The sequence below is a fragment of the Bacillus sp. F56 genome (assembly GCF_001748205.1).
GTDB lineage: Bacteria > Bacillota > Bacilli > Bacillales > Bacillaceae > Bacillus > Bacillus stercoris.
The window spans coordinates 14,813-28,103 of the sequence record NZ_BDFC01000014.1; the positions used below are offsets into that span (position 1 = coordinate 14,813).

The window sequence follows — 13,291 nt, forward strand, 5'->3', positions numbered from 1 at the left end:
CCCATGGATATCCTGTTAGTAGACGGATACAACATGATAGGAGCCTGGCCGCAGCTGAAGGATTTAAAAGCGAACAGTTTCGAAGAGGCGAGAGACGTACTGATTCAGAAAATGGCGGAATATCAATCGTATACAGGAAACAGGGTTATTGTTGTTTTTGACGCGCATCTCGTAAAAGGGCTTGAGAAAAAACAGACCAACCATCGAGTTGAAGTGATTTTTACAAAAGAAAATGAGACGGCTGATGAGCGGATAGAAAAGCTCGCTCAGGCTTTGAATAATATTGCGACTCAAATTCACGTTGCGACCTCTGACTATACTGAGCAATGGGCGATTTTCGGACAGGGGGCATTGCGGAAATCGGCCCGGGAGCTTTTGAGAGAGGTAGAAGCGATTGAAAGGCGAATAGAGAGACGGGTAAGAAAAATCACTTCCGAAAAGCCGGCGGGTAAAATTGCTTTATCGGAAGAGGTTTTGAAAACGTTTGAAAAGTGGAGGCGAGGAGACTTAGATTAAGTTGACGCTTTTTTGCCCAATACTGTATAATATTTCTATCTACGTGCGCCGGGGGGATCGGAGTGAATCTACAGAACAACAAGGGAAAATTCAACAAAGAGCAGTTTTGCCAGTTGGAGGACGAGCAGGTCATTGAAAAGGTTCATGTTGGGGACAGTGATGCGTTAGATTACTTGATTACGAAGTACCGAAACTTTGTTCGGGCGAAAGCAAGATCCTATTTCTTAATAGGGGCGGACAGAGAAGATATTGTTCAGGAAGGTATGATAGGCCTCTATAAGTCTATTCGTGACTTCAAAGAGGACAAGCTTACCTCTTTCAAAGCTTTCGCAGAATTATGTATTACCCGCCAAATTATTACCGCAATAAAGACAGCTACTCGCCAGAAACACATTCCTTTGAATTCCTACGTCTCATTAGATAAACCGATTTTTGATGAAGAATCAGACCGAACGCTGCTTGATGTCATTTCAGGGGCGAAAACCTTAAATCCTGAGGAAATGATCATTAATCAGGAAGAATTTGATGACATTGAAATGAAAATGGGAGAACTACTAAGTGATTTAGAGAGAAAAGTACTCGTCTTATATCTCGACGGGAGAAGTTACCAAGAGATTTCCGATGAACTGAACCGACATGTGAAATCGATCGACAATGCCCTTCAGCGTGTGAAACGCAAGCTGGAGAAGTACTTGGAAATTCGCGAAATCAGTTTGTAATAGGAATTTATGCTATATTGACAGTATTTTTCTGACTATGATATGTTACTAAAGATAAGAACTAATGTCTATTTAGAAAAAGGTGTAATGACATGAGAAAAAAGATTACGTTAGCATGCAAGACATGCGGAAACCGTAATTATACGACAATGAAGAGCTCTGCATCAGCGGCTGAGCGATTAGAAGTAAAGAAATACTGCAGTACTTGCAATTCACATACAGCTCATCTTGAAACAAAATAGTTTTTGCGCTTTTTAAATTGTGGAGGTCTTTTACATGCGTATTATGAAATTCTTTAAAGATGTTGGGAAAGAAATGAAAAAGGTAAGCTGGCCTAAAGGAAAAGAGTTAACGCGTTATACCATTACGGTAATTTCAACAGTTATCTTTTTTGTTATCTTTTTTGCCCTCCTTGACACAGGAATTTCTCAATTAATTCGTTTAATAGTTGAATAATGATCAGCAATACGTGCTATAATAGATCATAATATTACTTGCCAAAACCCGTTCAGCGGGTTTTTTATTGTGGCTTAAAATGATAGTTATCATAGGCTTGCCGCCTATTTTTTGAAGCGTTATGGTAATTCACTAAAACCAAATGCGGGGAGGGAAGGACTGGACAGTCCTGAAGAGAATGGAAAAGAATTGGTATGTTGTTCACACGTACTCTGGTTATGAGAATAAAGTAAAAGCCAACTTGGAAAAACGTGTTGAATCAATGGGGATGCAGGATAAAATTTTCCGTGTAGTCGTACCCGAAGAAGAAGAAACGGATATCAAAAACGGCAAGAAAAAAGTCGTGAAAAAGAAAGTATTCCCTGGTTATGTGCTTGTTGAAATTGTAATGACAGACGACTCTTGGTATGTTGTCCGCAACACGCCGGGCGTTACTGGATTCGTAGGATCTGCCGGATCAGGTTCAAAACCGACGCCGCTTCTTCCAGGCGAAGCAGAAACCATTCTGAAGAGAATGGGCATGGACGAACGCAAAACTGATATTGACTTTGAACTGAAAGAGACAGTGAAAGTAATAGACGGACCTTTTGCTAACTTTACTGGATCGATTGAAGAGATTGATTATGACAAAAGCAAGGTCAAAGTTTTCGTTAATATGTTCGGCCGCGAAACGCCGGTTGAGCTGGAATTTACCCAAATCGATAAATTGTAATGTGAAAAAACTTGAAATTGCTATATATAAATGATAATATAGCAAAGGTACGTCTTGGACTTATCCAAGGCAACTAGCATGATATTTCGTCATTCATATAAAGAATGAAACCTTGAGTGGGAGGGTTTACCCTATTACCACATCACGGACTTAAGGAGGTGTGTCTCGTGGCTAAAAAAGTAGTTAAAGTTGTAAAATTGCAAATTCCTGCTGGAAAAGCTAACCCAGCACCACCAGTTGGACCTGCACTTGGTCAAGCCGGTGTTAACATCATGGGATTCTGTAAGGAGTTTAACGCTCGTACAGCTGACCAAGCTGGTTTAATCATTCCTGTTGAAATTTCGGTTTACGAAGACCGTTCATTTACATTTATTACAAAAACTCCACCTGCTGCAGTATTGCTTAAAAAAGCAGCTGGAATTGAGTCTGGTTCTGGTGAACCAAACCGTAATAAAGTGGCAACCGTTAAGCGCGATAAAGTACGCGAAATCGCTGAAACGAAAATGCCTGACTTAAACGCAGCAGACGTTGAAGCGGCAATGCGCATGGTTGAAGGTACTGCCCGCAGTATGGGTATTGTAATCGAGGATTAATTTGTTTCTTGTCGGGTTGCGAGTTTTAACAAGTTCGCAACCCTTATTCGTGGGAGGTTATTCCGCTATAACCACATAAGGAGGAAATTTTAAAATGGCTAAAAAAGGTAAAAAGTACGTTGAAGCTGCTAAGCTTGTAGACCGTTCTAAAGCTTACGACGTCTCTGAAGCAGTAGCTCTCGTTAAAAAAACAAACACAGCTAAATTCGACGCTACAGTTGAAGTGGCTTTCCGTTTAGGGGTTGACCCTCGTAAAAACGACCAGCAAATCCGTGGAGCAGTTGTTCTTCCAAACGGAACTGGTAAAACTCAGCGCGTTCTCGTTTTCGCAAAAGGCGAAAAAGCGAAAGAAGCTGAAGCTGCTGGTGCAGATTTCGTAGGCGATACTGACTACATCAACAAAATTCAACAAGGCTGGTTCGATTTCGATGTTATCGTAGCTACACCTGACATGATGGGTGAAGTTGGTAAAATCGGTCGTGTACTTGGACCAAAAGGTTTAATGCCAAACCCTAAAACTGGTACAGTTACTTTCGAAGTTGAAAAAGCGATCGGCGAAATCAAAGCTGGTAAAGTTGAATACCGTGTTGATAAAGCTGGAAACATTCATGTTCCTATCGGTAAAGTTTCTTTCGAGGATGAAAAACTTGTTGAGAACTTCACAACAATGTACGATACAATCCTTAAAGCTAAACCTGCTGCAGCTAAAGGCGTTTACGTGAAAAACGTTGCTGTAACTTCTACTATGGGACCTGGTGTCAAAGTAGACTCTTCAACTTTTAACGTAAAATAATATTGACATGACATCAACATTCTGATATTATTCAAAATGTTGTAAAATAGAATATCATTTATACCGTAGACAGTAGGGGCCTTAACCGCTTAATTATCCTACCGAGGTGTATATTATCACAGCTATTACGTTACGTATGCTTGTATATACAGCCTCCATGTCTCATGGAGGCTTTTTATATGGAATCCGTCGTCTCAGTCGTGATCACCTAACGGTATAAGTGTTACACAAGAATCTACAGGAGGTGTAACCATGAGCAGCGCAATTGAAACAAAAAAAGTTGTTGTTGAAGAAATTGCTTCTAAACTGAAAGAAAGTAAATCAACGATCATCGTTGACTATCGCGGACTTAACGTTTCTGAAGTAACTGAACTTCGTAAACAGCTTCGCGAAGCTAACGTTGAGTTCAAAGTTTACAAAAATACGATGACTCGCCGTGCGGTTGAACAAGCTGAGCTTAATGGTTTGAATGATTTCTTAACTGGACCGAACGCGATCGCATTCAGCACTGAAGATGTTGTCGCTCCGGCTAAAGTTCTTAATGACTTCGCTAAAAATCACGAAGCTCTTGAAATCAAAGCTGGCGTTATCGAAGGTAAAGTTTCTACTGTTGAAGAAGTGAAAGCTCTTGCTGAACTTCCATCACGCGAAGGCTTGCTTTCTATGTTGCTTAGCGTACTTCAAGCTCCAGTTCGCAACCTTGCTCTTGCTGCAAAAGCTGTGGCAGAACAAAAGGAAGAACAAGGCGCTTAAATTAATCAGTTTTTCATAAATTAAAACAAAATGGAGGAATTACAAATGGCTTTAAATATCGAAGAAATCATTGCTTCCGTTAAAGAAGCAACTGTACTTGAATTGAACGACCTAGTAAAAGCAATCGAAGAAGAATTTGGCGTAACTGCTGCTGCTCCTGTAGCTGTAGCTGGCGGAGCTGCTGCAGGCGGAGCTGCTGAAGAGCAAAGCGAATTCGATCTTATCCTTGCTGGTGCTGGATCTCAAAAAATCAAAGTTATCAAAGTTGTACGTGAAATCACTGGTCTTGGCTTGAAAGAAGCTAAAGAACTTGTTGACAACACTCCAAAACCACTTAAAGAAGGTATTGCTAAAGAAGAAGCTGAAGAGCTTAAAGCTAAACTTGAAGAAGTTGGCGCTTCTGTAGAAGTTAAGTAATCTTCACTTACCTGGAGGGGAAGCTCGCTTTTATGAGGCGAGCTTTTTCTTTGCCATTCTTTAAGCCATGAAAAAAGGAGGTTCTAATAATGAGTGAGCACTATTATTCAGAAAAACCTTCAGTGAAAAGCAACAAGCAAACCTGGTCTTTTAGGCTTCGGAATAAAGATTTCACGTTTACCAGCGACAGCGGGGTTTTTTCTAAAAAAGAAGTTGATTTCGGCTCCCGCCTGCTGATAGATTCTTTTGAAGAGCCTGAGGTTGAGGGCAGCATTTTGGATGTAGGCTGCGGGTACGGGCCGATTGGTTTATCGCTTGCCAGCGACTTTAAAGACCGGACTATCCACATGATTGATGTTAATGAGAGAGCCGTAGAACTATCAAATGGAAATGCGGAACAGAACGGAATAACAAACGTTAAGATTTATCAAAGCGATTTGTTTTCAAACGTTGATTCTGCTCAAACATTTGCTTCTATTCTTACAAATCCCCCAATCCGAGCCGGAAAAAAAGTTGTCCATGCTATCTTTGAGAAAAGCGCTGAACACTTAAAAGCTTCAGGTGAGTTGTGGATCGTCATACAGAAAAAGCAAGGCGCGCCTTCTGCCATTGAAAAGCTCGAGGAACTGTTCGATGAAGTTTCTGTCGTTCAAAAAAAGAAAGGCTATTATATCATAAAAGCAAAAAAAGTTTGACTCGGTATTTTAACTATGTTAATATTGTAAAATGCCAATGTATATATTTTGCTTGATATGATGAATTGTCAATATCTATGTATAAATTATACAAGTATGGAAATGCTAATAAAATCGGTATTTGTTTTTGGATGTGGTTTTCTTAATTAGAAACCCTTTTTTCTTTTGTCTTGTAAAAGTATTTTCTTTCTTTGGAAGAAATGCTTATTACACATATAATACGCATGATTTGAGGGGTGAATCAGTTGACAGGTCAACTAGTTCAGTATGGACGACACCGCCAGCGCAGAAGCTATGCTCGCATTAGCGAAGTGTTAGAATTACCAAATCTCATTGAAATTCAAACCTCTTCTTATCAGTGGTTTCTTGATGAGGGTCTTAGAGAGATGTTTCAAGACATATCACCAATTGAGGATTTCACTGGTAACCTCTCTCTTGAGTTCATTGATTATAGTTTAGGTGAGCCTAAATATCCTGTAGAGGAATCAAAAGAACGTGATGTGACTTACTCAGCTCCGCTAAGAGTGAAGGTTCGTTTAATTAACAAAGAAACTGGAGAGGTAAAAGACCAAGATGTCTTCATGGGTGATTTCCCTATTATGACAGATACAGGTACTTTTATCATTAACGGTGCGGAACGCGTTATCGTTTCCCAGCTTGTTCGGTCTCCAAGTGTATATTTCAGTGGTAAAGTAGACAAGAACGGTAAAAAAGGTTTTACCGCAACTGTCATTCCAAACCGTGGCGCATGGTTAGAATACGAAACTGATGCGAAAGATGTTGTTTATGTCCGCATTGATCGCACACGTAAGTTGCCGGTTACGGTTCTTTTGCGTGCTCTCGGCTTCGGCTCCGATCAAGAGATTCTTGATCTCATAGGAGAAAACGAATACCTGAGAAATACGCTTGATAAAGATAACACAGAAAACAGCGACAAAGCACTGCTTGAAATTTACGAGCGTCTCCGTCCTGGAGAGCCGCCTACAGTAGAAAATGCGAAAAGCTTGCTTGATTCTCGTTTCTTTGATCCGAAACGATACGATCTTGCCAATGTAGGACGCTATAAAATTAATAAAAAACTTCATATTAAGAATCGCCTCTTCAATCAGAGACTTGCTGAAACGCTCGTTGATCCTGAAACAGGAGAAATCCTTGCTGAAAAAGGTCAGATTCTTGATAGAAGAACACTTGATAAAGTACTGCCATACTTAGAAAACGGAATCGGTTTCAGAAAGCTGTATCCGAATGGCGGTGTTGTTGAAGATGAAGTGACTCTTCAATCCATTAAAATCTTTGCTCCGACTGATCAAGAAGGAGAACAGGTTATTAATGTAATCGGCAATGCTTACATTGAAGAAGAGATTAAAAACATCACGCCTGCTGATATTATTTCTTCAATCAGCTACTTCTTCAACCTGCTGCACGGAGTAGGCGACACAGATGATATCGATCATCTTGGAAACCGCCGTTTACGTTCTGTAGGCGAGCTTCTCCAGAACCAATTCCGTATCGGTTTAAGCCGTATGGAGCGTGTGGTTCGTGAGAGAATGTCAATTCAAGATACGAATACAATTACGCCTCAGCAGCTGATCAATATTCGTCCTGTTATTGCGTCCATTAAAGAGTTCTTTGGAAGCTCACAGCTTTCTCAATTCATGGATCAGACGAACCCGCTTGCTGAATTAACGCATAAGCGCCGTCTGTCAGCATTAGGACCGGGCGGATTGACACGTGAGCGTGCCGGAATGGAAGTGCGTGACGTTCACTACTCCCACTATGGCCGTATGTGTCCGATTGAAACGCCTGAGGGCCCGAACATCGGTTTGATCAACTCACTATCATCTTATGCAAAAGTAAACCGTTTTGGCTTTATTGAAACGCCATATCGCCGCGTTGACCCTGAAACAGGGAAGGTAACGGGCAGAATCGATTACTTAACTGCTGATGAAGAGGATAACTATGTTGTCGCTCAAGCGAACGCTCGTCTCGATGACGAAGGCGCCTTTATTGATGACAGCATCGTAGCTCGTTTCCGCGGGGAGAACACCGTTGTTTCCAGAAACCGTGTAGACTACATGGATGTATCGCCTAAGCAGGTTGTATCTGCTGCGACAGCATGTATCCCGTTCTTAGAAAACGATGACTCCAACCGTGCCCTCATGGGAGCGAACATGCAGCGTCAGGCTGTGCCTTTGATGCAGCCAGAAGCGCCATTCGTTGGAACTGGTATGGAATACGTATCAGGAAAAGACTCTGGTGCCGCTGTAATTTGTAAACACCCTGGTATCGTTGAACGTGTAGAAGCGAAAAACGTTTGGGTTCGCCGTTATGAAGAAGTAGACGGTCAAAAAGTAAAAGGAAACCTGGATAAATACAGCCTGCTGAAATTTGTCCGCTCTAACCAAGGTACGTGCTACAACCAGCGTCCGATCGTAAGTGTCGGCGATGAAGTGGTAAAAGGAGAAATCCTTGCTGACGGCCCTTCTATGGAGCTTGGTGAACTTGCACTTGGCCGTAACGTAATGGTCGGCTTCATGACATGGGATGGCTACAACTATGAGGATGCCATCATCATGAGTGAACGCCTTGTAAAGGATGATGTTTATACATCTATCCACATTGAAGAATACGAATCAGAAGCACGTGATACGAAACTTGGACCTGAAGAGATCACTCGCGATATTCCAAACGTCGGTGAAGATGCGCTTCGCAATCTTGATGACCGCGGAATCATCCGTATCGGGGCAGAAGTAAAAGACGGAGATCTTCTTGTTGGTAAAGTAACGCCTAAAGGCGTAACTGAACTGACTGCAGAAGAACGCCTGCTTCACGCCATCTTTGGCGAGAAAGCCCGCGAGGTTCGTGATACTTCTCTTCGTGTGCCTCACGGCGGCGGAGGAATTATCCATGACGTTAAAGTCTTCAACCGTGAAGACGGAGACGAACTTCCTCCAGGTGTTAACCAGTTAGTACGCGTATATATCGTTCAGAAACGTAAGATTTCTGAAGGGGATAAAATGGCCGGTCGTCACGGTAACAAAGGTGTTATCTCTAAGATTCTTCCTGAAGAGGATATGCCTTACCTTCCTGACGGCACACCAATTGATATCATGCTTAACCCGCTGGGCGTACCATCACGTATGAACATCGGGCAGGTATTAGAACTTCATATGGGTATGGCCGCTCGTTACCTCGGCATTCACATTGCATCTCCTGTATTTGACGGAGCGCGTGAAGAGGATGTCTGGGAAACACTTGAAGAAGCTGGCATGTCTCGTGACGCCAAAACTGTGCTTTACGACGGACGTACTGGAGAGCCGTTTGATAACCGCGTATCTGTCGGTATCATGTACATGATCAAACTGGCTCACATGGTTGACGATAAACTTCATGCTCGCTCTACAGGCCCTTACTCACTTGTTACGCAGCAGCCTCTTGGCGGTAAAGCGCAATTTGGCGGACAGCGTTTCGGTGAGATGGAGGTTTGGGCACTTGAAGCTTATGGTGCGGCTTACACTCTTCAAGAAATTCTGACTGTTAAGTCTGATGACGTGGTTGGACGTGTGAAAACATACGAAGCCATCGTTAAAGGCGACAATGTTCCTGAACCAGGTGTTCCGGAATCATTCAAAGTATTAATCAAAGAACTTCAAAGCTTAGGTATGGATGTCAAAATCCTTTCTGGTGATGAAGAAGAAATAGAAATGAGAGATTTAGAAGACGAAGAAGATGCGAAACAAGCTGACGGCCTGGCATTATCAGGTGATGAAGAGCCGGAAGAAACAGCATCTGCAGACGTTGAACGTGATGTAGTAACAAAAGAATAATCTCTAGTTATAAAGGCAAGTGACATCGGTTAATCCGAAGATAAAAAGGGAGGTAGGCCCCTTGCTAGATGTGAACAATTTTGAGTATATGAACATCGGTCTTGCTTCACCGGATAAAATCCGTTCATGGTCTTTTGGTGAAGTGAAAAAGCCTGAAACGATAAACTATCGTACGTTAAAACCTGAAAAGGACGGTCTATTCTGCGAACGCATTTTCGGACCGACTAAGGACTGGGAATGTCATTGCGGGAAGTACAAGCGAGTTCGTTATAAAGGCGTAGTTTGTGACCGCTGCGGAGTCGAAGTAACACGGGCTAAAGTCCGTCGTGAGAGAATGGGGCATATTGAACTGGCTGCCCCAGTTTCCCACATTTGGTATTTCAAAGGTATTCCAAGCCGTATGGGTCTTGTGCTGGATATGTCACCTCGTGCTTTAGAAGAAGTGATTTACTTTGCTTCTTACGTTGTAACTGACCCGGCAAATACACCGCTTGAAAAGAAACAGCTTCTGTCTGAGAAAGAATACCGTGCTTATCTTGATAAATACGGTAATAAATTCCAAGCATCTATGGGTGCTGAAGCAATTCATAAACTTCTTCAAGATATCGATCTTGTAAAAGAAGTTGATATGTTAAAAGAAGAGCTGAAAACTTCACAAGGACAACGACGTACTCGTGCGATCAAACGTCTTGAAGTTTTAGAAGCCTTCCGTAACTCAGGAAACAAGCCTTCTTGGATGATCCTTGATGTGCTTCCTGTTATTCCTCCGGAGCTTAGACCGATGGTTCAGCTAGATGGCGGACGTTTTGCGACTTCTGATTTGAACGATCTTTATCGTCGTGTCATCAACCGTAACAATCGTTTGAAACGCCTTCTGGACCTTGGTGCGCCAAGCATCATCGTTCAAAACGAAAAGCGTATGCTTCAAGAGGCTGTCGATGCCTTAATTGACAACGGCCGCCGCGGACGCCCTGTAACAGGTCCTGGTAACAGACCGTTAAAATCTCTTTCTCACATGTTGAAAGGGAAGCAAGGCCGTTTCCGTCAAAACCTTCTTGGTAAACGTGTCGATTACTCCGGACGTTCTGTAATCGTTGTTGGTCCTCATTTGAAAATGTACCAATGCGGATTACCGAAGGAAATGGCGCTTGAACTCTTCAAGCCTTTCGTTATGAAAGAACTTGTTGAAAAGGGTCTTGCTCACAACATTAAGAGTGCGAAACGCAAAATTGAGCGCGTACAGCCTGAAGTTTGGGATGTATTAGAATCAGTTATTAAGGAGCACCCAGTACTGCTGAACCGTGCCCCTACACTTCACAGATTAGGTATTCAAGCGTTTGAACCAACGCTTGTTGAAGGACGCGCAATCCGCCTTCACCCGCTCGTATGTACAGCTTACAACGCTGACTTTGACGGTGACCAAATGGCGGTTCACGTACCATTATCTGCTGAAGCACAAGCTGAAGCACGCATCTTGATGCTTGCTGCTCAAAACATCTTGAACCCTAAAGATGGTAAACCGGTTGTAACACCGTCTCAGGATATGGTACTTGGTAACTATTACCTGACACTTGAGCGTGCCGGTGCTGTCGGTGAAGGCATGGTCTTCAAGAATACAGACGAAGCGCTTCTTGCTTATCAAAACGGATATGTTCACCTTCATACGAGAGTAGCTGTTGCAGCTAACTCCCTTAAGAATGTGACATTTACCGAAGAACAGCGCTCAAAATTGTTAATTACAACTGTCGGTAAGCTTGTCTTCAATGAAATTCTTCCGGAATCATTCCCTTACATGAATGAACCAACGAAGAGCAACATTGAAGAGAAAACACCTGACCGTTTCTTCTTGGAAAAAGGTGCTGACGTTAAAGCTGTCATCGCACAGCAGCCAATCAATGCACCGTTCAAAAAAGGCATTCTGGGTAAAATCATCGCGGAAATCTTTAAACGATTCCATATCACGGAAACGTCTAAAATGCTTGACCGCATGAAAAACCTAGGTTTCAAATATTCAACAAAAGCTGGTATTACAGTTGGGGTTTCTGACATCGTCGTACTCGATGATAAACAAGAAATTCTTGAAGAAGCGCAAAGCAAAGTTGACAACGTTATGAAGCAGTTCCGCCGCGGTCTTATCACTGAAGAAGAACGCTATGAGAGAGTCATCTCTATCTGGAGTGCTGCAAAAGACGTGATCCAAGGCAAACTGATGAAATCACTTGATGAACTCAACCCGATCTACATGATGAGTGACTCTGGTGCCCGTGGTAACGCATCTAACTTTACGCAGCTTGCCGGAATGCGCGGCCTGATGGCCAACCCGGCTGGACGTATCATTGAGTTGCCGATCAAATCAAGTTTCCGTGAAGGTCTGACAGTATTGGAGTACTTTATCTCCACACACGGTGCGCGTAAAGGTCTTGCCGATACCGCTCTTAAAACTGCTGACTCAGGTTACCTTACACGCCGTCTCGTTGACGTTGCGCAGGATGTTATCATCCGTGAAACTGATTGCGGAACTGACCGAGGCATTCTTGCTAAGCCTCTTAAAGAAGGAACTGAAACAATTGAGCGCTTAGAAGAACGCTTAATCGGCCGTTTTGCACGAAAACAAGTGAAGCACCCTGAAACAGGTGAAGTGCTTGTGAATGAAAACGAACTAATCGATGAAGATAAGGCGCTGGAGATTGTCGAAGCTGGCATTGAAGAAGTGTGGATCCGTTCTGCCTTCACATGTAATACGCCTCATGGTGTATGTAAACGATGCTATGGCCGAAATCTTGCAACTGGCTCCGATGTTGAAGTCGGTGAAGCTGTCGGAATCATTGCTGCCCAATCAATCGGTGAGCCTGGTACACAGTTAACAATGCGTACATTCCATACAGGCGGGGTTGCCGGAGACGATATCACACAGGGTCTTCCGCGTATCCAAGAGCTTTTCGAAGCGCGTAATCCGAAAGGTCAGGCAACAATTACAGAAATCGACGGTACAGTCGTTGAGATTAATGAAGTTCGTGATAAGCAGCAGGAAATTGTGGTTCAAGGCGCAGTGGAAACACGTTCTTATACGGCACCTTACAACTCCCGCCTGAAAGTAGCGGAAGGAGATAAAATTACTCGTGGCCAAGTACTGACAGAAGGTTCAATCGATCCGAAAGAACTTCTTAAAGTGACTGACCTGACGACTGTTCAAGAGTATCTTCTCCATGAGGTTCAAAAGGTTTACCGTATGCAGGGTGTTGAAATCGGTGATAAACACGTAGAAGTAATGGTTCGCCAGATGCTTCGTAAAGTACGCGTAATTGATGCCGGTGACACTGATGTGCTTCCAGGTACATTGCTTGACATTCACCAATTTACTGAAGCAAACAAAAAGGTGTTGCTCGAAGGCAATCGACCTGCTACAGGCCGTCCTGTCTTACTCGGTATTACAAAAGCATCTCTTGAAACTGATTCATTCTTATCTGCTGCTTCCTTCCAGGAAACAACGCGTGTCCTTACAGATGCAGCGATCAAAGGTAAGCGTGACGAGCTTCTCGGCTTGAAAGAGAATGTTATCATCGGTAAGCTTGTTCCAGCTGGTACAGGAATGATGAAATACCGTAAAGTAAAACCAATTTCAAATGTTCAGCCAACTGACGATATGGTCCCGGTTGAATAATTGATTTCATTCTGCTGAAAGACTGTTTTTGCAGTCTTTCAGCAGATATATTTATTAAAAAGTCACTCTATGAGAAGATAGAAACTAAAAAATGTCATACCTTGTTGACATTCGTCTCCTAGAATGATAATATAACCAAGGTGCTCGAA

General features: G+C 42.8%; 12 protein-coding genes and 1 other annotated feature. All 12 genes read left to right on the forward strand.

Going from position 1 to position 13,291, the window contains the following annotated elements:
* Positions 1–3 precede the first annotated feature (3 nt).
* The 12 genes from rae1 (at position 4) to rpoC (ending at position 13,142) form a co-directional block, all read left to right on the forward strand.
* The gene (gene rae1 / locus BFW96_RS20120) at positions 4–516 is read left to right on the forward strand and encodes a ribosome-dependent mRNA decay endonuclease Rae1/YacP (protein WP_003225756.1); all 513 of its coding nucleotides are present in this window, start codon (positions 4–6) and stop codon (positions 514–516) included.
* Between the two features lie 62 nt (positions 517–578).
* The gene (sigH, locus tag BFW96_RS20125; RefSeq protein WP_003225758.1) at positions 579–1,235 is read left to right on the forward strand and encodes an RNA polymerase sporulation sigma factor SigH; all 657 of its coding nucleotides are present in this window, start codon (positions 579–581) and stop codon (positions 1,233–1,235) included.
* A 92-nt stretch (positions 1,236–1,327) separates the two neighbouring features.
* Positions 1,328–1,477 carry a 50S ribosomal protein L33 gene (rpmG, locus tag BFW96_RS20130; RefSeq protein ID WP_003156421.1) on the forward strand — a complete coding sequence of 50 codons (150 nt, stop codon included), beginning with the start codon at positions 1,328–1,330 and terminating at the stop codon, positions 1,475–1,477.
* 34 nt (positions 1,478–1,511) lie between these two features.
* Entirely contained in the window at positions 1,512–1,691 is a 180-nt protein-coding gene (secE, locus tag BFW96_RS20135) for a preprotein translocase subunit SecE (protein ID WP_004399676.1), read from the forward strand.
* A 178-nt stretch (positions 1,692–1,869) separates the two neighbouring features.
* On the forward strand, positions 1,870–2,403 hold the full coding sequence (gene nusG, locus BFW96_RS20140) for a transcription termination/antitermination protein NusG (RefSeq protein ID WP_003225764.1): 534 nt from the start codon (positions 1,870–1,872) through the stop codon (positions 2,401–2,403).
* A gap of 167 nt (positions 2,404–2,570) precedes the next feature.
* Positions 2,571–2,996, forward strand: coding sequence for a 50S ribosomal protein L11 (rplK, locus tag BFW96_RS20145; protein ID WP_003156430.1), 426 nt, complete (start codon positions 2,571–2,573; stop codon positions 2,994–2,996).
* Positions 2,997–3,090: 94 nt separating this feature from the next.
* Positions 3,091–3,789 carry a 50S ribosomal protein L1 gene (gene rplA, locus BFW96_RS20150; RefSeq protein WP_003235040.1) on the forward strand — a complete coding sequence of 233 codons (699 nt, stop codon included), beginning with the start codon at positions 3,091–3,093 and terminating at the stop codon, positions 3,787–3,789.
* Positions 3,790–3,834: 45 nt separating this feature from the next.
* Positions 3,835–3,976 (forward strand) — a sequence feature (ribosomal protein L10 leader region).
* Between the two features lie 65 nt (positions 3,977–4,041).
* Positions 4,042–4,542, forward strand: a complete 501-nt coding sequence (gene rplJ / locus BFW96_RS20155) for a 50S ribosomal protein L10 (protein ID WP_003235042.1) — start codon at positions 4,042–4,044, stop codon at positions 4,540–4,542.
* 45 nt (positions 4,543–4,587) lie between these two features.
* The gene (rplL, locus tag BFW96_RS20160) at positions 4,588–4,959 is read left to right on the forward strand and encodes a 50S ribosomal protein L7/L12 (protein ID WP_003156436.1); all 372 of its coding nucleotides are present in this window, start codon (positions 4,588–4,590) and stop codon (positions 4,957–4,959) included.
* Positions 4,960–5,048: 89 nt separating this feature from the next.
* Positions 5,049–5,654: a class I SAM-dependent methyltransferase gene (locus tag BFW96_RS20165; RefSeq protein ID WP_014662527.1), complete on the forward strand. Its 606-nt coding sequence runs from the start codon at positions 5,049–5,051 to the stop codon at positions 5,652–5,654.
* Positions 5,655–5,899: 245 nt separating this feature from the next.
* Entirely contained in the window at positions 5,900–9,481 is a 3,582-nt protein-coding gene (gene rpoB / locus BFW96_RS20170; RefSeq protein WP_009966326.1) for a DNA-directed RNA polymerase subunit beta, read from the forward strand.
* A gap of 61 nt (positions 9,482–9,542) precedes the next feature.
* Positions 9,543–13,142 carry a DNA-directed RNA polymerase subunit beta' gene (rpoC, locus tag BFW96_RS20175; protein ID WP_069840417.1) on the forward strand — a complete coding sequence of 1,200 codons (3,600 nt, stop codon included), beginning with the start codon at positions 9,543–9,545 and terminating at the stop codon, positions 13,140–13,142.
* The last annotated feature ends 149 nt before the right edge of the window (positions 13,143–13,291 follow it).

What these genes read in the sequence shown, in the direction of transcription:
- rae1 (WP_003225756.1), top strand. Translation starts at nt 4, where the DNA reads ATGGATATCCTGTTAGTAGACGGATACAACATGATAGGAGCCTGGCCG.
- nusG (WP_003225764.1), top strand. Translation starts at nt 1,870, where the DNA reads ATGGAAAAGAATTGGTATGTTGTTCACACGTACTCTGGTTATGAGAAT.
- BFW96_RS20165 (WP_014662527.1), top strand. Translation starts at nt 5,049, where the DNA reads ATGAGTGAGCACTATTATTCAGAAAAACCTTCAGTGAAAAGCAACAAG.
- rplJ (WP_003235042.1), top strand. Translation starts at nt 4,042, where the DNA reads ATGAGCAGCGCAATTGAAACAAAAAAAGTTGTTGTTGAAGAAATTGCT.
- rplA (WP_003235040.1), top strand. Translation starts at nt 3,091, where the DNA reads ATGGCTAAAAAAGGTAAAAAGTACGTTGAAGCTGCTAAGCTTGTAGAC.
- rpmG (WP_003156421.1), top strand. Translation starts at nt 1,328, where the DNA reads ATGAGAAAAAAGATTACGTTAGCATGCAAGACATGCGGAAACCGTAAT.
- secE (WP_004399676.1), top strand. Translation starts at nt 1,512, where the DNA reads ATGCGTATTATGAAATTCTTTAAAGATGTTGGGAAAGAAATGAAAAAG.
- rplL (WP_003156436.1), top strand. Translation starts at nt 4,588, where the DNA reads ATGGCTTTAAATATCGAAGAAATCATTGCTTCCGTTAAAGAAGCAACT.